This window comes from Rhizobium etli CFN 42 (genome assembly GCF_000092045.1).
In the GTDB taxonomy this organism is placed as follows: domain Bacteria; phylum Pseudomonadota; class Alphaproteobacteria; order Rhizobiales; family Rhizobiaceae; genus Rhizobium; species Rhizobium etli.
Map to the genome: position 1 here is coordinate 2675835 of NC_007761.1, position 17104 is coordinate 2692938.

The 17104-nt window shown below is 61.4% G+C and carries 17 protein-coding genes and 2 pseudogenes; 10 read left to right on the plus strand and 9 right to left on the minus strand.

Annotated features, from left to right (window positions below; genetic code table 11):
- Window positions 1-709 precede the first annotated feature (709 nt).
- Window positions 710-1432: an SOS response-associated peptidase gene (locus RHE_RS13125; protein WP_011425818.1), complete on the minus strand. Its 723-nt coding sequence runs from the start codon at window positions 1430-1432 to the stop codon at window positions 710-712.
- Window positions 1433-1716: 284 nt separating this feature from the next.
- Here RHE_RS13125 and RHE_RS13130 point away from each other — a divergent pair, with 284 nt between their 5' ends.
- The 3 genes from RHE_RS13130 (at window position 1717) to dusA (ending at window position 4079) form a co-directional block, all read left to right on the plus strand.
- On the plus strand, window positions 1717-2184 hold the full coding sequence (locus RHE_RS13130) for a DUF3828 domain-containing protein (RefSeq protein WP_042118658.1): 468 nt from the start codon (window positions 1717-1719) through the stop codon (window positions 2182-2184).
- Between the two features lie 502 nt (window positions 2185-2686).
- Window positions 2687-2899, plus strand: a complete 213-nt coding sequence (locus tag RHE_RS13135; RefSeq protein WP_011425820.1) for a cold-shock protein — start codon at window positions 2687-2689, stop codon at window positions 2897-2899.
- 178 nt (window positions 2900-3077) lie between these two features.
- The gene (dusA, locus tag RHE_RS13140) at window positions 3078-4079 is read left to right on the plus strand and encodes a tRNA dihydrouridine(20/20a) synthase DusA (RefSeq protein ID WP_042119258.1); all 1002 of its coding nucleotides are present in this window, start codon (window positions 3078-3080) and stop codon (window positions 4077-4079) included.
- 126 nt (window positions 4080-4205) lie between these two features.
- Here dusA and RHE_RS13145 read toward each other — a convergent pair whose 3' ends face one another.
- Window positions 4206-5162: a S1C family serine protease gene (locus tag RHE_RS13145; protein ID WP_011425822.1), complete on the minus strand. Its 957-nt coding sequence runs from the start codon at window positions 5160-5162 to the stop codon at window positions 4206-4208.
- 535 nt (window positions 5163-5697) lie between these two features.
- On the opposite strand from RHE_RS13145, the gene RHE_RS13150 reads away from it, so the two are divergent.
- The 3 genes from RHE_RS13150 (at window position 5698) to RHE_RS31665 (ending at window position 7221) form a co-directional block, all read left to right on the plus strand.
- A complete protein-coding gene (locus RHE_RS13150; protein WP_011425823.1) occupies window positions 5698-6534 on the plus strand; it encodes an alpha/beta fold hydrolase in 837 nt (278 codons plus the stop codon).
- 50 nt (window positions 6535-6584) lie between these two features.
- The gene (locus tag RHE_RS31660) at window positions 6585-6815 is read left to right on the plus strand and encodes a hypothetical protein (protein WP_020921602.1); all 231 of its coding nucleotides are present in this window, start codon (window positions 6585-6587) and stop codon (window positions 6813-6815) included.
- A 190-nt stretch (window positions 6816-7005) separates the two neighbouring features.
- Window positions 7006-7221 (plus strand): hypothetical protein, encoded by a 216-nt coding sequence (locus tag RHE_RS31665; RefSeq protein WP_020921603.1) that lies wholly within the window; start codon window positions 7006-7008, stop codon window positions 7219-7221.
- Between the two features lie 148 nt (window positions 7222-7369).
- Here RHE_RS31665 and RHE_RS33610 read toward each other — a convergent pair whose 3' ends face one another.
- Entirely contained in the window at window positions 7370-8323 is a 954-nt protein-coding gene (locus tag RHE_RS33610) for a hypothetical protein (RefSeq protein ID WP_011425824.1), read from the minus strand.
- Between the two features lie 302 nt (window positions 8324-8625).
- On the opposite strand from RHE_RS33610, the gene RHE_RS13160 reads away from it, so the two are divergent.
- Entirely contained in the window at window positions 8626-9138 is a 513-nt protein-coding gene (locus tag RHE_RS13160) for a BA14K family protein (protein ID WP_011425825.1), read from the plus strand.
- 141 nt (window positions 9139-9279) lie between these two features.
- Window positions 9280-9886 (plus strand): annotated as a pseudogene (locus RHE_RS13165) (GNAT family N-acetyltransferase).
- Between the two features lie 72 nt (window positions 9887-9958).
- Here RHE_RS13165 and RHE_RS13170 read toward each other — a convergent pair.
- The 4 genes from RHE_RS13170 to RHE_RS13190 all read right to left on the minus strand — a co-directional run bounded on the left by RHE_RS13170 (window position 9959) and on the right by RHE_RS13190 (window position 13975).
- Window positions 9959-10831, minus strand: a complete 873-nt coding sequence (locus RHE_RS13170; RefSeq protein ID WP_011425827.1) for a DUF3313 domain-containing protein — start codon at window positions 10829-10831, stop codon at window positions 9959-9961.
- A 104-nt stretch (window positions 10832-10935) separates the two neighbouring features.
- The gene (locus RHE_RS13175) at window positions 10936-12282 is read right to left on the minus strand and encodes a sensor histidine kinase (RefSeq protein ID WP_011425828.1); all 1347 of its coding nucleotides are present in this window, start codon (window positions 12280-12282) and stop codon (window positions 10936-10938) included.
- On the minus strand, window positions 12282-12953 hold the full coding sequence (locus tag RHE_RS13180) for a response regulator transcription factor (protein WP_011425829.1): 672 nt from the start codon (window positions 12951-12953) through the stop codon (window positions 12282-12284). Before RHE_RS13180 ends, RHE_RS13175 begins: the two co-directional genes overlap by 1 nt.
- A 500-nt stretch (window positions 12954-13453) precedes the next feature.
- Window positions 13454-13975: a winged helix-turn-helix transcriptional regulator gene (locus RHE_RS13190; RefSeq protein WP_011425830.1), complete on the minus strand. Its 522-nt coding sequence runs from the start codon at window positions 13973-13975 to the stop codon at window positions 13454-13456.
- 88 nt (window positions 13976-14063) lie between these two features.
- On the opposite strand from RHE_RS13190, the gene RHE_RS13195 reads away from it, so the two are divergent.
- Entirely contained in the window at window positions 14064-14705 is a 642-nt protein-coding gene (locus RHE_RS13195) for a dihydrofolate reductase family protein (RefSeq protein ID WP_011425831.1), read from the plus strand.
- A gap of 116 nt (window positions 14706-14821) precedes the next feature.
- Here the strand turns inward: RHE_RS13195 and RHE_RS13200 are convergent, their stop codons facing one another.
- Both RHE_RS13200 and RHE_RS13205 read right to left on the minus strand, forming a co-directional pair.
- Entirely contained in the window at window positions 14822-15175 is a 354-nt protein-coding gene (locus RHE_RS13200) for a hypothetical protein (protein ID WP_244425740.1), read from the minus strand.
- 18 nt (window positions 15176-15193) lie between these two features.
- Window positions 15194-16446, minus strand: a pseudogene (locus tag RHE_RS13205) (DUF5939 domain-containing protein).
- A 379-nt stretch (window positions 16447-16825) separates the two neighbouring features.
- Between RHE_RS13205 and RHE_RS13210 the strand changes: the two are divergent.
- Complete coding sequence (locus RHE_RS13210; RefSeq protein WP_042118661.1) at window positions 16826-17029, plus strand: hypothetical protein; 204 nt, start codon at window positions 16826-16828, stop codon at window positions 17027-17029.
- Window positions 17030-17104 lie beyond the last annotated feature (75 nt).

Genomic DNA, 17104 nt, shown 5'->3' on the forward strand with positions numbered 1-17104 from the left:
CGCCGGGGGCTTCCATCGGCCGCGACAGCCAATACCAGCGCTCACGTGAATCCATCAGGTCGATCTTGAAGATCCGTCCCATGCAGGCATCGCCATAAAAGCCGATGAAATCGTCGCCGGGCTTTTCCTTCCAGGCGTGGCGCCATTTGCCCTTCGGCTTCTCGCCGCTGCTGATCAACTCCCAGCTCTTCCAGCCATTATAGTCCGATTGCGCGGTCAGGGAGCCGTCATTGGGCCTATGGTCGATCTGCAGGCAGCCTTCCAGAAACTCCGCAATAGAATGACAGAGGGTCGTCCACGCCTCGTCACTATGCCGGGTCAGCTTGAAGGCAAGCTCGTCGGAGACATTCTTCAACGCCGCGGCGATGGCGGAGGCGACGCCTTCTTTGCTCGCCGGTTCGCCGCGCAGGCTGATGCAGAGATAGGCGCAGAGAAATTCCGCCGTATCCCGCGCGATCGGTTCGATAACATGCAGGTTGCGGCGCTTGCCGATTTGATAGCCGCCGAAATCCCGAATGCGGCGCTGAGACTGTTTGCGAAGGGCATTGTTGAGGAACGACCGCAGAAGCGTTCCGATATCGTCTTGCATGCGCGGTCCTCTCCTCGTGAGGATGTGTTTGCCGCATGGTTTCGCAAATGGCTCCCGCCCGAGCCGGTGACATCAGCGCAATTCTGGGGCAAGGCCGCCACGGCTTTTGCCGGAACTGCGCTAGATCAGCGTCGGCTCGGGATCGTCCTCGACCTCTTCGATGATCTCGGGCCTGTCGTTCTTCGGCGAGCCGACATCCCGGCCGATTTTCCACATCACCATCAGTTCCGCCGGGAAAGGTTTCATCAGATCGTTCGGGTCCGGCTCGGGAGACAGCCACCGCTCATAATCCTCGCGATGCAGGATCACAGGCATGCGATCGTGAATCGCCGCCATCATCTCGTTCGGCGCGCAGGTGACGATGGCGAAGTTGCGGACGGATACGCCCTTTTCGTCCTTCCAGGTCTCCCAGATGCCAGCGAGCGCAAAGGCGGAGCCGTCCCTCATGGCGATGGCATAGGGCTGCTTGTTCTTGCCGGTGCCGTGAATGTCCTTCCACTCGAAGAAGCCGTTGATCGGCACCAGGCAGCGGCGCGAGCGGTAGGCGGCGCGGGACATACCGTTGGAGCTGATCCCTTCGCAGCGGATGTTGACCGGCGGCGGCCGGCCGCCGGACTTGACCCAGGAGGGCATCAGACCCCATCGCGCCACCACGAACATCGGGCCTGAGGTATCCGGTTCGCGCACAATATCCCGGATGATTACAGGATAATCTTGCGACGGCGCTCCATTCCAGCGAGGGAAGCGATTTCCAAGCCCATCGATATCTCCGCCCTTCACGGCAAAGGGAAAATTGCTGATCAGTTCTTCAAGCGATGTCTTGACGAAAATACGTCCGCACATGGGCCCTCGCTGCCGACAGAACATCAGATGTTCTTATTATGTTCCGGAACGAAGTCCGGTCAACAATGCGTCAGTTGTGCGCTTGCCGGCATGCCCCTCCCGTTTGGTATTCGGGGCGGCAGGCCGATTGCCGGTCTTACTGAACGGCTGAAGCACGCCGGGAAGAATAATTTCACACCCCGAAAACGGCAAGACGGGCGGGCCATGCGGACACCCTCCGAAAATGCCGCTCCACGTCGGCGCCCGTTTCCGCTATGATTCTCCACCCACCCGAGGAGAGCCGCATGCGTCTGCCCATATTCATCCTCGCCCTCGCTGTCTCGGCCTTTGCGGCCTTGCCCGCCTTGGCGGAGACCTACAAGACGCCAAAAGCGCTGCTCAAGGCGCTTTACAGCTACGATACCGACAGAAGCGACGCCGAGGCGCCCTCGCCTTATTCGACCTTCTTTTCCGACCATCTGAACAAGCTTCTCCAGGCCGATCTCGACAACACGCCGGAGGGCGATGTCGGCGCGGTCGATTTCGACCCGGTTATTGCAGGCCAGGACGGCGAAGCGAGCAACGTCCGCATCGGCCAGCCGATCCTGCTGGACGACAAGGCCGAGGTGGAAGTGCAGTTCGAAAACGGAAAAGAGGTGACGCTCTTTTACACCCTGGTGCGTGAACATGGCGGCTGGAAGGTCGATGACATCGCCAATCAGAAAGGCGATTCTCCCTGGAGCCTGACCACGCTGTTGGGGGATGCGCAGTAGCCGGCGGCAGCCCCAGGCGCACTGCCCCTCTTTTGCTCGTCAGCAGGAGCGTGCCGGCACGTGAGCAAAGGAGAGCGAATGCACCAAGCGCGGGCAAAGAGCAATGCTGGGTTGTTGCGCGCCATCTCGTTCCGTTTCGGCACGCCGATCCCGAAATGGAACAGCCGTGCAAGGCTATGCTAATTTTTCATCAAGTATTTGAATCTTCGTCGTTTCCTGTCACGATATCGGCCATGCCACAATAATGTCGCTTGCATTTTGACCGAAATGATGGCACCAATCCACCTACTCGGGCATTAGCATGCCGGTGACTGGACTGATGTGGTAATCCCTTCTGTTACGGAAGGAGGCGCGGGAATACCCGCCTGCGTAGACGTTCTTTCCCCGTACGTGACTTCTCCGACTGACCCTTCGTCCCATCGATTCGGGGCGAAAGCTAAAGCCGTCCGCTTCCTCTCGGGGGCGCGGATACTAGACAGACTAAGGGAAAAGGACGATCCCAATGGCCACCAAAGGCACCGTAAAATTCTTCAACCAGGACAAGGGTTTTGGTTTCATCACGCCGGACGGCGGCGCAAAGGACGTTTTCGTCCATATCTCCGCGCTGCAGGCTTCTGGCATCCAGTCGCTGCGCGAAGGCCAGCAGGTTACCTTCGACACCGAGCCGGACCGCATGGGCAAGGGCCCGAAGGCCGTCAACATCTCGGCTGCCTGATTAGACTTCCGCTTTTGCGGCAGGAACGGCGCTCCGTAAGGGGCGCCGTTTTCGTTTGCGCCTGCTCAGTTTGTCGATCGCAGCGGCAAGTGCTATATGCGCGTTTCATAGATGATCCCGACCCGTGCGGCGGTGCGGCGCCTGTTTCGAGCGCCATCGGAAAGGAACAATGGAGTCGATGACGCAGAAGAGGCCGATTTTTGCCGTGGCCCCGATGATCGACTGGACGGATCGGCATTGCCGCTATTTCCACCGCCAGATCAGCCGGGAAGCGCTGCTCTATACCGAGATGGTCGTGGCCGACGCGATCATCCACGGCCCGCGCGAGCGGTTGCTCGGCCATGACGCCACAGAACATCCGCTGGCGCTGCAGCTTGGCGGGTCGGATCCGGCCAAACTTGCCGAGGCGGTGAAAATCGCCGAACCCTATCGCTATGACGAGATCAATCTCAATGTCGGCTGCCCCTCCGACCGTGTGCAATCGGGCACCTTCGGCGCCTGCCTGATGCTGACACCGGAGACGGTGGCCGAATGCGTCGCGGCGATGAAGGCGGTCGCGACCGCGCCCGTGACGGTGAAATGCCGGATCGGCGTCGACGAGCAGGAGCCGGAAGAGGCGTTGCCGGAACTCATCACCCGCGTTCTCGATGCCGGCGCCGATGCGATCTGGATCCATGCCCGCAAGGCCTGGCTGAAGGGCTTGAGCCCGAAGGAGAATCGCGAGATCCCGCCGCTCGACTACGAGATCGTCTACCGGATGAAACAGCGCTGGCCCGATGTCTTCATCGGCATCAACGGCGGAATCCGCACGCTCGACGAGGCCGCGAGCCACCTCGCTCATGTCGACGGCGTCATGCTCGGCCGGGCAGCCTACCAGAATGCGGCGGTGCTTGCCGATGTCGACCACCGCTTCTTTGGCGCGCCGGCGGCTGAACCGGACTGGGAAGCACTGCGAGATCGGATGATGGTCTATGCCGAACGCCACATCGCCGGCGGCGGCCGGCTGCAGCATGTGGCCCGCCACATGGTCGGCCTCTTCACTGGCCTGCCCGGCGCTCGGCGCTACCGTCAAATCCTCTCCAGCGACGCGGTAAAAAACGGTGCCGGACCGGAGGTGCTGGCGGCAGCCTTCGCGGCAGTGGATTTCTCCGGGACGGAGCCGGCGGCGGTCAGCGCCTGACGTAACGGAACGTTGTCTGTGTTTCCACCGGCAAGGGATGGCCGGCGCCTGGAGCGGGCCTTCTCAACGAGCCGGTCGCGGTCGCGCGCTCATTCGGTAAGTCGCGGCTGTCAGTGGCAACAGTCATCATGACCGCGGCATCGGCAGCAATATCTTCTTCTCGATCTGGCCGGCCACCGAGAACACCAGGATCTCCGTCTCCCTGCCGATCCGGGTGCCATCCATCAGTCTGACGATATCATCGACGCCGCCGACCGGGCTGCCGTCGATGGCGAGGATGTAATCGCCCTCCTGCAGCCCGCCCTTTGCCGCCGGCCCCTCCGGTTCGACCCTGCGGACGCGAACGGATGTCGTTTGAACCGTACCCGCCGCAAGTGCGACCCGTCGCGGTAGCACGATCGTGTCGCCTGCTATGCCGATGAAGGCGCGCCTGACCTGACCATAGCGAAGAATCTCCGACACCACGAAATTGGCGGTGTTCGATGCAACGGCAAAGGCGATGCTCTGTGCGCCCTGGATGACGGCGGTGTTGACGCCGATAACCTCGCCGCCGGAAGACACCAGCGGCCCGCCGGAATTACCCGGATTGAGCGCGGCATCGGTCTGGATGACATCCTCCATCAGCCGGCCGCTGGCCGCCCGCATCGACCGGCCCAGCGCCGACACGATACCGGCGGTGACGGTCCATTCGAAGCCGAGCGGATTTCCGATGGCGATGGCGATATGGCCCCTGCGCAGGCGCTGGGAATCCCCGAGCCTCGCCCAGGCGCCGGTGCTAGCATTGGCGCGAATAAGAGCGATATCGGTATCGATATCCCGGCCGAGCACCCGACCTTCGGTGACGAAGCCATCGGGCGTGGTGATGCGAACGACCTTGGCGTCGTCGACGACGTGGCTGTTGGTGATGATCAGGCCGTCAGGCGAGACAGCGAATCCCGACCCGTGCCCCTGCCGGCCTCCAAACCGCTCGATCCGGCTGACAGCCGGTCCGACCGTGTCGACTGCTGCTGCAAGCGATTGCGAATAGGCATCGACCAGCGCCCAGTCTTTCTGGGGCGCTATATCCTTATCCATGTAACCCATGATCTGATCCTCAGGCGGCAGACGGCCGTCCCGCCGCCGGCAAAGCAATCGCGGATGCGATCGTCGCCATGACGTTGTTGTGAGGAATTAGATGGTTGGGCGTCGATCCCCGTTCAAGTGAGCGCCAGCGCGCTGCATCCGAACAATATAATCGAGGGCAAAATACACCTACCCGAACGTATAGATTGCACGAACGGGAATAAAGTGGCTCATTGTGGACATTGCCCGTTAGCTCGGCCGCCTTCACGGCGCTGCCGAGCGACCGTGATCAAGGAATGTCGCAGCGCGAAGCAGTCGGGCAAGGACCGCCCTATTGCGTCGCCGTCACCGGTTAACAGGGCACTGCGCGTCCTGGCAACTGACTATGCAAACTTCTGTCATATCAATAGAGTAGAACGATGCATTCAATAAGCACATCATATTGTCGATTCCATCCCCAGGCGTGACTCTCCTATTGGCGTCACGGCGCTCGTGGCGCTGCCAATCCCGCCTGCAGCAGCCTGTTTAGTCGATCCAACCCACCAGGAGCCATGAGATGAGCACAGTCACAACGAAGGACGGCGTCGAAATTTTCTATAAGGATTGGGGGCCGAAGACTGCCCAGCCGATCATGTTCCATCACGGCTGGCCGCTGTGCTCTGACGACTGGGACGCCCAGATGCTGTTCTTCCTCGACAAGGGTTACCGCGTCGTCGCCCATGATCGGCGTGGCCACGGCCGCTCCACCCAGGTGGCCGACGGCCACGACATGGATCATTACGCTGCCGATGCAGCAGCCGTCGTCGAGCATCTCGATCTCCGGAATACCGTCCATGTCGGCCATTCCACCGGCGGCGGCGAAGCGACCCATTATGTCGCCCGCCACGGCCAGCCGCAGGGCCGGGTCGCCAAGCTCGTCATAATAGGCGCCGTACCGCCGATTATGGTGAAAACCGATGCCAATCCTGGCGGCCTGCCGATCGAAGTCTTCGACGACCTGCGCAGGCAGCTCGCCGCCAACCGCGCCCAATTCTATCATGACCTGCCGGCCGGCCCCTTCTACAGCTTCAACCGGCCGGGTGCGAAAGTATCGGAACCAGTCATCAACAATTGGTGGCGCCAGGGCATGATCGGCGGCGCCAAGGCGCATTACGACGGTATCAAGGCCTTCTCGGAAACCGACTTCACCGAAGACCTGAAGATCATCACCGTGCCGACCCTCGTCATGCATGGCGACGACGACCAGATCGTGCCGATCGCCGACTCCGCGCTGCTTTCGTCGAAGCTTCTGCAGAATGCGACGCTGAAGGTCTACGAGAAATTCCCGCACGGCATGTGCACGACCCATGCCGATATCATAAATCCCGACATCCTCGCCTTCATCAAAGGCTGATCCGACGTGCCGCCAGGCGCTAACGAGGCGCCCGGCGGCCACGCCGCTTTTTGGCAAAACGGTTTTATCATGAAACCGTTTTCGTCGATTTGCGTTTAGCGGCCATGACAAGAGAACGTGAACCCTCATCAAAGGCTTACCGGCAGGATCGTTTCGAAAATACCGAGCGAGCCGCAAAGGAAACCATCGAGGCGGAGCAGCGGGCTCGCCGGGAAAAGACCAAACGCCTGAAAGAGCTGCGCCTGTCGCAGCAGGGCGGTAAGGATCCCGCGGCCAAATAGAGATCTTCTGCCCGCCTATTCAGTCCGGCCGAGGCGCCGATTGATTTCAGCTCCACCCCGGCGCCGCGTCTTGCCGCGGCTCCCATATTGTTCTGCTTTCGGACGTTCGCCCATCTTGCGAAGCAAAGGCTGCGAAATTATCTTTTTTTGCACAATAGCGATTCACGGCATCCCAAAAGGGCTGATTGCGATGTCAGACAAGCTTTTCAGCACGCGTGACGAACCACTCGCCTCCGCAGATCTCGATATTTGCAGGCGTGTACATGAAGCACTGTGTAGCGGGCTTAATATTGATAGAGCAGGCGGGGAAGCCGATCGTCTCGGAGCCCTGATCATCGAGCTTTATCGGCAGGGTGTGCATGATGAAGACCAGCTTCGACTGCTTGCCGGCGGGAAGCGGGTCTGACGGCGCGTGTCAGTTTCCCCGCGACACCTCTGCCCGTGATCCTCGTTTCAGACGCACAAAGGGTGCGCTAACGCTCTGAATCTAACTATGTATCGGCTCGAAAATCTATTCCGATTTCGAGCCGATACGCTAGCCATTTTCGGGTGATTTAGAGGCCGGTCGCCTCGGTACTCGTTGCTGTGGCCGAGGTTTCTGTTGAATCGACAGCCGGCGCCGACTCGGTCGTTCCCGATACTTCTTCCGTGCTGCCCGTCTCGGCTTCCGGCGTTTCCGCGGTCGCGCTAGGATCTGTCGTCTCGCTGCCCTCGGCGGTTTCGCCAGCCGGAGTCTCGGTTGCCGGAGTCTCCGTCGTCGGGGTCTCCCCCACCGGTTCTTCCGCGACCGGCGCCGCAGCCGCCAACGCGTCTCTCATCTGGTCGATCGTGCCGACAGCCGTGCCGATACCGAGCGTGTCCTTGGCCCAGGCCAAACCTTCGGGGGTGAGCGTGCCCTTCTTGGTCGCCGAAGCCAGTGCTGCCGTCAGAGCGGCGTCGCCGAGAACAGGATCGTCCGCCGGCGGGGCAACCCCGTTGGCCAGCTCATATTGAGCGTAAGCGGTAGCGTACGCCGCAATTGCAGCCATACGCGGATCCGCCGTGTTCATGAGGGCATGGAAATTGCGTTTCAAGGAATTGAGACCGGCAAGCTGTGCTGCGGGTTTCTTGGCCGACTTTTCCGCGGGCGCCTTGACGGAGGTCGTCTTCTTGGCGCCGCCTTTCGTGGTCACGCTCTGCTTGGTCGTATTCGCCTGGCCTGTCTTGCCGCTGGACTTGTTCGAGCCATGGCCGATCTCCGTCTTCCCGCCTGAGCTGGAGCTTCCCTTTCCGCCGCCGCTGCTATGGCTGCCGCCGCCGTTGCCGCCGCCACTGCCACCGCCGTTGCCGCCCCCGCCACCGCCGTGATCACCACCGCCACCCCCGTGACCACCACCGCCACCGCCGTTGCCGCCACCGCCACCACCTTTTGCGAAGGCGGGCGATGTATCGGTAAAGACGATGTTGAGGGGCGCAAGCGCAAGACTGGTGGATAGACAGAGAAGGCCGATGATTCTGGAGAGCTGCATGGTCGTCTTTCTGACATTAAGGTGACGCGTTACATGTCAGGCATTGAAGCAGCAGCTCCATAAGAACCAGTTTAAGATCTACTTGCAATTTGAACTTCCTCCAGATTCCGGTCGTCGATAGCGTCCCTTGCGCGCTTTCAGAGAGGTGTAGCGCAGGAGAACCGCCGATCCGATCGCAATGATTCGGCCGCGCAGTCCATTGCGTTAGCGAATGCGCACATAGTCGGGTCCTGACCGCAAGAGAAACTTATTTTCTCGGTCCGCGTTATCCCTCCATACTTCCGTGACTCAAGGTGAGTGACATGAACAGATTCGCCATCATTGCCCTATCGATGGCGACGGCATTCTCCGGGGCGCCGGCTACGGCAGGCCCGGCCTTCGTGCCCAGTCCGGTACAACAGGCGGTGCAGCCGCCGCCTGACGGCAGCGATGCTCGGATCATCGCGGTCGGCTGCAACAACTTCACGAACTGCCCCGGCCAGTTCGATAATGGTCGGAGGTGGTACCCGAGGCGCCACTACTACCGCGATCGCCACTACTACCGCGATCGCGACTACTATCGGGACGACCGCTATGGCTGGGACCGCCGCTACGATCGCAGATGGCGGCGTCACCACGACAATACCGGCGCCATTATCGGCGGCTTGGCGGCCGGCGCCATCATCGGCGGCATCATCGCCTCGCAGCCTCGCGCCGCCTACAGCTCGCGCGGATACAGCTCGCACGCCGAGTATTGCTACGCCCGCTATCGGTCGTACCGCGCCTGGGACAATACCTATCAGCCGAACTACGGCCCGCGCCGTCAGTGCCGGTAATCCGAATCGCCGAACGCACGGCCAGCCTCGCATGAAGATGCGGGGCTTTTTGCTGTCGCGTAAGCGCTTCCCAGCGGCTCTCAGTCGTGCTTGTCTAGCGAGGATCGAACCATCCGAGCGGCTGCATTTGCAAGGGGACCTATGACATCAGGAGACACCGCAACGCCCTCCGGCTGCGTGGCCCTGCTTGCGCCGGATTTGGAAAACCTGTCGGGCTTCGAAGCAGCGCTTGCGGCCGGTTGGTCTCCCGACCCGCGCCGTGCCGGCGACCAGGCCTATATCGGCGGAGAACTCCAGCGGCTGCGCCAGGACAAATTGAAATTTCTCGACGATCTTAGTCCGGGCGACAGCCAGCGCACCGTGTCCCCGTCGCCGCGGACGGTTCTTCTCTTCTGGATCTGGGATGGTGAATTCTGCGGCAGCATCAACCTCCGCTTTCTTCAGGGCACAGAGCAGCTGCCGCCCGAAGTCTCGGGCCATGTCGGATATTCGGTCGTGCCGTGGAAGCAGGCGCAGCGGCCGCGCCACCGCAGCGCTCGGCCTCCTGCTCGATATGGCGGCAAAGCAGGGTCTCACCCGCCTCGTCGTTCTCTGCGACGAGGACAATGACGCTTCTAGGCGCGTGATCGAGCGCAACGGCGGGCAATTCTTCATGCGCGGTCCGCACCCCTCCGACAGGCCGGAGCGGAGGAAACTCTATTTCTGGCTACATCCCGGGCCGCCGCCTGAAAAAACATCCGAGCGCTAAAGACGGACGGAGCAAGGCTGTCGCCTCTCCGTCCGTCCGATCGGCCCAGCTCGGGGTGGGCTGAGCACTCGATCAAAAGGCAGTCGCCGGCTTCGGCTTCTTCTCGGTCCATTGCGGCGGCGCGCCATATTTGGCGGCCACCATCCCTACCAGCCCAGGTTCGCGGCCGAAGGCGTCGCAGGCGACGTATTTCGGTTTTCCCCCGAGCCAGGATTTCATCCGCTGGCGGGAGGGAAGCCGGAGGGCCAATCCCTTCGGCTCCCTGCCTGCAATCAGCATACGGGAAAATTCGCTGCTGAATTTCCCGGCAAGGGCGTAGGCATCGCCCACCTCGGAAACGCGCGGGTTGTTCTGAAGCGAATTCGCGCCCCGCGCCCAGACCATCGCCGCGCGCTGCGCGCCCGACTTGTCGACCGCCTCGGCCTCCACAGCCAGCCCGCCGAGCCCGACCGGCAGGCGCGGCACGCCGACCGGCAGCGCCAAGCCGGTGCCGACGGTTACGACGGTGGAAACACCTGCCATTGTCTTGTTGGTTGGCACGATGTCGGTGACGACGGAGCGGATCGTCAGATCCGCGGGCTCGCCTGACTCCACCATCTGATACCGGTCGCTGAGGGAAATGCAGAGTGCCCGGTCGAGCGCATTGGAGACCATCGCCCGGTCTTCAGGCGACTTGATGCGAGTCGCGGCGCTGAAGGCGAAGCTCGTCGGTTCGATCGCGACCGTCTTTATCGGAGCGAGGCTGAGACCATCGACATAGACGCGCGATTTCGAGAGTTTGCCCTTGGCCGGCCCGAGATGAGAGTAGGACGTCAGCGTCCCGCCCTCCTTGAGCGGGACCGAGCTGCAGCCGGCAGCAGCCACGGCAAGCGCGAGCGGCAGGACTAGCGAAAAGGCCCTCGACACCCGTTTTGAAAGAAATGAAGTAAATCGATTGCTGCGCACTCCGCTTGGCCTCCGTCGCCGTTGATATCAGGCGAAAGTGGTGGCGAAGAATTGCCGCAGCATTACATTACTCGCGGCAACGCAGACTGCCGGAACAATTCGGCCTATCCCAGTTGGATCGCCACCTCGGCCCCTGCAGCCCTGCGCTCGATGCGGACCTCGCCGCCGTGGTTCAGGACGATCTGCTTAACGAGGCTGAGGCCGAGCCCTGCCCCCTTACTTTTCGGGGTGACGCGGTAGAAGGGCTCGAACACCAGCTCCCGGTGCTCGGCCGCAATGCCCGGCCCTTCGTCTGCGACGCTGATCCGCCCGCCGCCGGCTGCCGACACAGAGACAGTGATCATGCCGCCGCCGCCGCCATGATCGATGGCGTTGCGCAGGAGGTTGCTCACCGCCCGCGGCAGGGCCGAAGGACTGCCCTTGCGTTTCACGCTTTCGACCTCGCTCTGAAACGTGATCTGGTAACCGGCGCCGATCGCGAGCGGCGCAAGATCGGCCACCACGGTCCGGGCGATTTCGACCAGATCGACGGTCTCATGGAGATCGGTCGCCTGGTCGTTGCGCTCGAAATCGAGCAGCTGTTCGGCCGTCTCGGCCAGACGCGCGACGTCGTCGAGCAATCGCCGGCGCTCCTGCCCCTCGGCCGTTCCATCGATCCGCGTCTGCATGATGGCAATCGGCGTCCTCAGTTCATGCGCCGCATCGATCAGGAAGTGCTGCCGCTTGCGGTGCTCGTTTTCCAACCGGTCGAGCGCCTCGTTGAAGGCGATCACCAGCGGCGCGACCTCCCTCGGAATGCCTTCCAGCGGCAGGCGCGCATCGTAGCGGCGCGGTTCGATTTCCGATGCCTTGCGGGCAACTTCGCTGACGCTGGCAAGCCCGCGCCTGATGATCCTGGGAACCGCCAGAAAAACCGCGGGCAAGGCGACGGCAAACAGCGGCACGTAGATCGGATAAACCGCGCCCATCAGGGTAAGAACCGGCCAGCCTTTGTCGGCGACGCCGCCGAACAGCACCCGGAGTTCGCCCACCGGGGTCTCCGCGCTCTCGACCGAGGCGATCTCGTCCGTGCCGGCCGCCCCTCTGATGTCGGCCCCTTCGAACAGATAGGTCAGACGCGCAAGTTCGCTATAGGCTGCGGGAATTGTTCCATAGGATACGAAGGAGCCGTTCGTCGTGGCCGCGACATACCAGAGCCCGTCATATTCTCGTTTCAGCGCGTCGAGCTCCGGCGTATCTTTGACTTCGAGTCGCCCTTCGGCATCGAGTGAAACGGCCGGCGCCAGCACTGATGTGATATGGTCCTCCAGCGCGACATTCGGCGAGAGGATCGTCGCACCATAGAAGCAGAGCCCGATGGTGACGGCCGTCACCACGCCCGCGAAGACGAGGCTGAGCTGCCAGCCGAGCCGCCACCAGAGCGAAGGGTTGGCCTTGCTCCCCCTTCCCATCACTCTTCCCTCATGAGATAGCCGACGCCGCGGATATTGTGGATCGAAACCTCGGCCCCGGCATCGGTTAGCCGCTTTCGCAGCCGCGATATATGCGCATCGAGCGCATTCGACTGGATTTTTTCCTCATAATTGTAGACCGCCGCCTCCAGCGTCGAGCGCAGCACGGTCTTCTCCTTGCGCTTGGCGAGGGCGGCGAGCACCAGAAGCTCGCGCCGGGGCAGATCGAGCGGCGTATCGCCGACGGTAACGCTGAGATGTAAGGGATCGATCACCATCCGCCCGGCCGTGATCTTGAGTTCGGAAAGGTTCGGCTGCCGGCGCAGCACGGCCCTGAGCCGCGCCATCAGCTCTTCGACCAGAAACGGCTTTCCGAGATAGTCGTCGGCACCGAGATCGAGCCCTTCCACCCGCTGCTTCGGCTCGTTCAGCGCCGTCAGCACGATGATCGGCGTATCCCTCCCCGTTCGCCTGAGCTCCGGAATGAACCGCAGCCCCTCGCCATCAGGCAGGCGCCGGTCGAGCAGGATCGCATCATAGTGGTTCTGCCGCGTCAGCTCGACGGCATCGCCGAGATGCATTGTGTGATCCGTCACGATCCCATGCTTGCCGAGCGCCGCCGACAGCGCCCCGGCCAGCTCCCTCTCGTCCTCGATCAACAGAATCCGCATCGCCCACCATTCCTTGCGCCCAGGTTTCGGCCGCAAGGGTTGCAGCAACATTGCGGAACTTGAAAGGCAGCCGGTCATGCTGCCGCAATTGTTGCCGCCGAGGATCGGGCATCACAATTCAGGACGTCAGCATGACCCGCTTCAAATCCATCCTCCGTGTCCTCGAGGCTTACTTCCTCTCCGCCTTCATTCTCGCCAGCCTGCTGGCGGGGCCGCTGGTTATATTGTTCGTGAGGTAGATCCGCTGGTGACCAATGAGCACGACCGGATATTTTTCGTAGAAAGTGAAAAAAGCGTCCCACCGTGTGGCCCCCTCATCTGCCTGCCGGCATCTTCTCCCCGCTGGGGAGAAGGGGACCAAGCCGCACGACTCCCCTTTCAACCGAAATGTCGGAGGGGCGAGGCGCTGCCACGATTCCCCTTCTCCCCGCGGGGAGAAGGCGGCCCGAGGGTCGGATGGGGGGCCACACGGTAGATCTTTCAATTATCCTTTTCTTACATCACGCCCCGGCCGCCGCCATTCTTCCCCGCACCTCCAGAAACGCCGCCGTCAGCCGCGCCAGCACCGGCGAGGTCACCGTCCCGTTCGCCCCGCCGATCGGATCGACGATGTGGATCTGCCGGAGATCCTCCATGAATTCGTCCCAGAGCGGCTGTCCGCCCTCTTCCAGCAACTCGGCGCGAATGCTGAGATCCTCGCTCACCGGCAGGTGAAGCCTGCCCCAGGCGCCGATCATGGCGAAGAGGGGAACGAGCTGGATTGCCGGTTCCGTCAGACTGTAGATTGCTTTCTGGCTATGGCTCGGATCGTCACGCTTGCTGATGAAGCCAAGCGAGAGCAGCCGCTTCAGCCGGGCCGCCAGGATATTGGAGGCGATCCCCTCCTCCGAATGAGTGAGCAGATCGCGGAAATGCCGGCGGTTGCCGAACATGATGTCGCGGATGATAATCAGACTCCATCGGTCGCCCAGCACCTCCATCGTCAGGTTGATCGGACAGCCGGACCGCAATTCTATATCCACGAAGCATCTCCTGTAGAAACCAGTTGCATTATAGGATCACTTGTGCGAGATAACAACTAGTTTCAATTGGCAATCAGATGGAGGAAGCATGTCCAAGGTGCGCGTCGCAGGGTTTTCCGTTTCCGTCGATGGTTTCGGCGCCGGGCCGGAGCAAAGCTTGAATGATCCGCTCGGAAAGCGCGGGCCGGAAATGTTTCAGTGGTTCTTCCACACGCGCACCTTCCGCGCGATGATGGGTAAGGACGACGGTTCCACAGGCATCGACGAGGATTATGCGTCCCGCGCCATGGCCAATTTCGGCGCCTTCATTCTCGGGCGCAACATGTTCGGCCCGATCCGCGGCGAATGGCCCGACGATGCCTGGAAAGGCTGGTGGGGTCCGAACCCGCCTTACCACGCGCCGACCTATGTCCTCACCCATTATCCACGCGAACCGCTCGTCATGGAGGGCGGCACCACCTTCCACTTCGTCACCGGCGGCATTCATCAGGCGCTCGATCAGGCGAAGGCGGCGGCCGGCGATAAGGATGTGAAGATCGGCGGCGGAGTGGCGACCGTCCGCCAATATCTGCAGGCGGGTCTGATCGACGAGCTGCATTTCGCCGTTTCGCCCGTCGTGCTCGGCAAGGGCGAAGCGATGTTTGCAGGCATCGATCTTCCCGCGCTGGACTTCCGCGTCACCGAGCATGCCGCCAGCGAAAAAGCCACGCACATCGTGCTGGCGAAATAACCGAGCCGCCGGTTCAATCCGGCGATCTCTCCCGCGTGAGCGGCATCCGAAGCACATTCATCCCGACACCAGGAAGAGGCAACTGTCCAAGGCCGTCTCCCCCGGCGTCAACAGCATCACATTTTTCCGATACTTTTCATGGCATTTTCTATGTGCATCTTGCAGTCGTCCATCTTGTTGGCCGTCATGGAATCCTTAGCCATCATCATCTCCTTGGACGCCATTTCCTTCTTGTCCTTCATGGTCGGATCGGTCATGGCGTCCATGTCGGACTGCATTTTCATCATCGACGCCTCGTCGCATTTCATCATCGCATCCTGTGCAAGGACAGGCAGTGCGGATGCGGCGGCGACAACGATGGCTGCAGCTGCGCGTTTCAACATTGTATTCTCCTCCTTTTGGGCAACATTGCCCATTGCAAATGGTGAAATGCGTGCCCAAGAACGTGCCGCGGCGCGGGATGGGGACATGCATAAAAGGACCTGAGATTACCCCGCCATCACCCGGTAGACGCATGCCATCCCCTCGACGCCTCGAAGCGGAGCCTCGAAGACGGCCAACCTGTGGCCAGAGAGCAGCCGGCTGACGTCAGGCGCCGAAAACAGGGCTTCGGATAGACAGATCTCGCCGGCCTCGGCCAATGATTGCACCCGTGCCGCGACATTGACGGTCTGCCCGAAATAATCGAGGTTGTCGTTCAACGTTACGGCGATCGATGGACCGCAATGGGCGCCGATCTTCAGGATGATGCTGGGATCACCATGCTTGCCGTTGAAGCGCTCGATTTCTTCAAGCATATGCAGAGCAGCCGAGATGGCGTCGCTCGGGCGGGAGAAGGCCGCCATCACCGCGTCGCCGATCGTCTTGACGATTGCGCCCGAATGCTCCTGCACCGTGGCGCCGAGCAACGCGAAATGTTCACGCACCAGCGCATAGGCGTTGAGATCGCCGAGCCGCTCATACATCGCGGTCGAACCCTTGAGATCAGTAAAGAGAAGCGTCACCTGACGGATGCCGAGGCCCTCCCTTTCATCGACGCATTCGGAGCGAAACAGCCGCCGAAAGGTCTGGCGCGCAAGCAGCATTCCGCCCGACATGTAAGGATCGAAATCGAGAACAGGCTTGGTGGTCTGCGCCAGGATCTCGGGCGGCCAGTTGATGAGGAGCAGTGAGCCGCGCGCGGCAGCCGAGTTCTCGACTTCGACGATGACCGGGCCGGGCCGAACCGCTGAGGACGAAGGGCAAAAATGCCGACCGTCTGCTGACCTGGCAGTCGCGCATCGCTGAGAAACCGTGCCTTCCAGTGGAAATTCTCGATCGAGAGCGAGCCGGGATCATGAAAAGACAGCCGGCGCAGCTGCGGCGACACTGTGAAGGTGACCTCGATGAAATCGTCGAGATCGGTTTCGCCGGAGACGTCGCACAGGCCGCAGACATAGTGCGTCTTCAGCGTCCTCAAGGCGCCGAAACTGTCGAGCACCATTCCGGATTGGGGACATATGACGTCCCAGCGCATCTCGAACAAACCGCTGCGCGTCGCATGGAGAAAGAGATCGATGCTTTCCGTCTCCGAAATGGCGCCGTCGTGCGCGAAAGCCAGCGGGTTGATGCGGTAGAGGGACAGATCGTCACCGCTGCGGATCAGGTTTTCGAATTTGGCGATGCCCCGCGGGCTCCAGGACCGGGCCTGCCGGATCTCGGTCATCTTGCTCTCAAGGAGCCGTTCCTGAACGTCAGTCATCTGACGCCTCACAAAGTTCGGCGGGCCATGCGACCGGGGATCGCCGCGATTATAGCAGACGCTCGTCCGGGCGGATCAATCGGAGCCTGGCCGAGCAGAAGTCTTACGGATTAGCCCGGAAAGGCGACGCTGGGGTTTTCAGAAGCTTTTCCCGCTCGACATCGCTTATGTCGGCATTCGCTATCTGCGACATCCGGACTGTGTCAGCGGACCATGACGCTCAGCAGTCTTGTTCTCGACCTGTCGTCGATTAAGCGTGTCCAAGTAGCTGTGGCATTACTGCAGAATGAGCGTAGAGTGCGCATCATCGGCCCATAGAATACCGGCACGACCGCTTGAGAGACCATCGTGCTCTTGCCGCTTCATAGAGGGTACGAAGATGCTCTTGTCGCTTATTTCACTCGACGACAGCCAGATAACCATCGTCACCGATGCCGTTCGGCAATGGTGCTGCGAGAAAAAGCTCGACATCGACAGCATCGAAGGACGCCGCGCCGTCACCGTTGCCGTCGATCTCGTTCAGCTGAACATCGCCCAGAACCGGCTTTTTGCCGAATTGTCGAAGCAGTTGGACCACCAGTAGGAAACAGAAATCGGTCCATCAGGGCTGCCCCCGGCGCCGTCACAGGGTTGCGATAATCCGTGGCCGGTTCGCAAA

What these genes read in the sequence shown, in the direction of transcription:
- RHE_RS13160 (WP_011425825.1), top strand. Translation starts at nt 8,626, where the DNA reads ATGAACAGATTCGCCATCATTGCCCTATCGATGGCGACGGCATTCTCC.
- RHE_RS13175 (WP_011425828.1), bottom strand. Translation starts at nt 12,282, where the DNA reads ATGGGAAGGGGGAGCAAGGCCAACCCTTCGCTCTGGTGGCGGCTCGGC.
- RHE_RS13130 (WP_042118658.1), top strand. Translation starts at nt 1,717, where the DNA reads ATGCGTCTGCCCATATTCATCCTCGCCCTCGCTGTCTCGGCCTTTGCG.
- RHE_RS13180 (WP_011425829.1), bottom strand. Translation starts at nt 12,953, where the DNA reads ATGCGGATTCTGTTGATCGAGGACGAGAGGGAGCTGGCCGGGGCGCTG.
- RHE_RS13135 (WP_011425820.1), top strand. Translation starts at nt 2,687, where the DNA reads ATGGCCACCAAAGGCACCGTAAAATTCTTCAACCAGGACAAGGGTTTT.
- RHE_RS13125 (WP_011425818.1), bottom strand. Translation starts at nt 1,432, where the DNA reads ATGTGCGGACGTATTTTCGTCAAGACATCGCTTGAAGAACTGATCAGC.
- RHE_RS31665 (WP_020921603.1), top strand. Translation starts at nt 7,006, where the DNA reads ATGTCAGACAAGCTTTTCAGCACGCGTGACGAACCACTCGCCTCCGCA.
- RHE_RS33610 (WP_011425824.1), bottom strand. Translation starts at nt 8,323, where the DNA reads ATGCAGCTCTCCAGAATCATCGGCCTTCTCTGTCTATCCACCAGTCTT.
- RHE_RS13210 (WP_042118661.1), top strand. Translation starts at nt 16,826, where the DNA reads ATGCTCTTGTCGCTTATTTCACTCGACGACAGCCAGATAACCATCGTC.
- RHE_RS13150 (WP_011425823.1), top strand. Translation starts at nt 5,698, where the DNA reads ATGAGCACAGTCACAACGAAGGACGGCGTCGAAATTTTCTATAAGGAT.
- RHE_RS13200 (WP_244425740.1), bottom strand. Translation starts at nt 15,175, where the DNA reads ATGTCCCCATCCCGCGCCGCGGCACGTTCTTGGGCACGCATTTCACCA.
- RHE_RS13145 (WP_011425822.1), bottom strand. Translation starts at nt 5,162, where the DNA reads ATGGGTTACATGGATAAGGATATAGCGCCCCAGAAAGACTGGGCGCTG.
- dusA (WP_042119258.1), top strand. Translation starts at nt 3,078, where the DNA reads ATGACGCAGAAGAGGCCGATTTTTGCCGTGGCCCCGATGATCGACTGG.
- RHE_RS13195 (WP_011425831.1), top strand. Translation starts at nt 14,064, where the DNA reads ATGTCCAAGGTGCGCGTCGCAGGGTTTTCCGTTTCCGTCGATGGTTTC.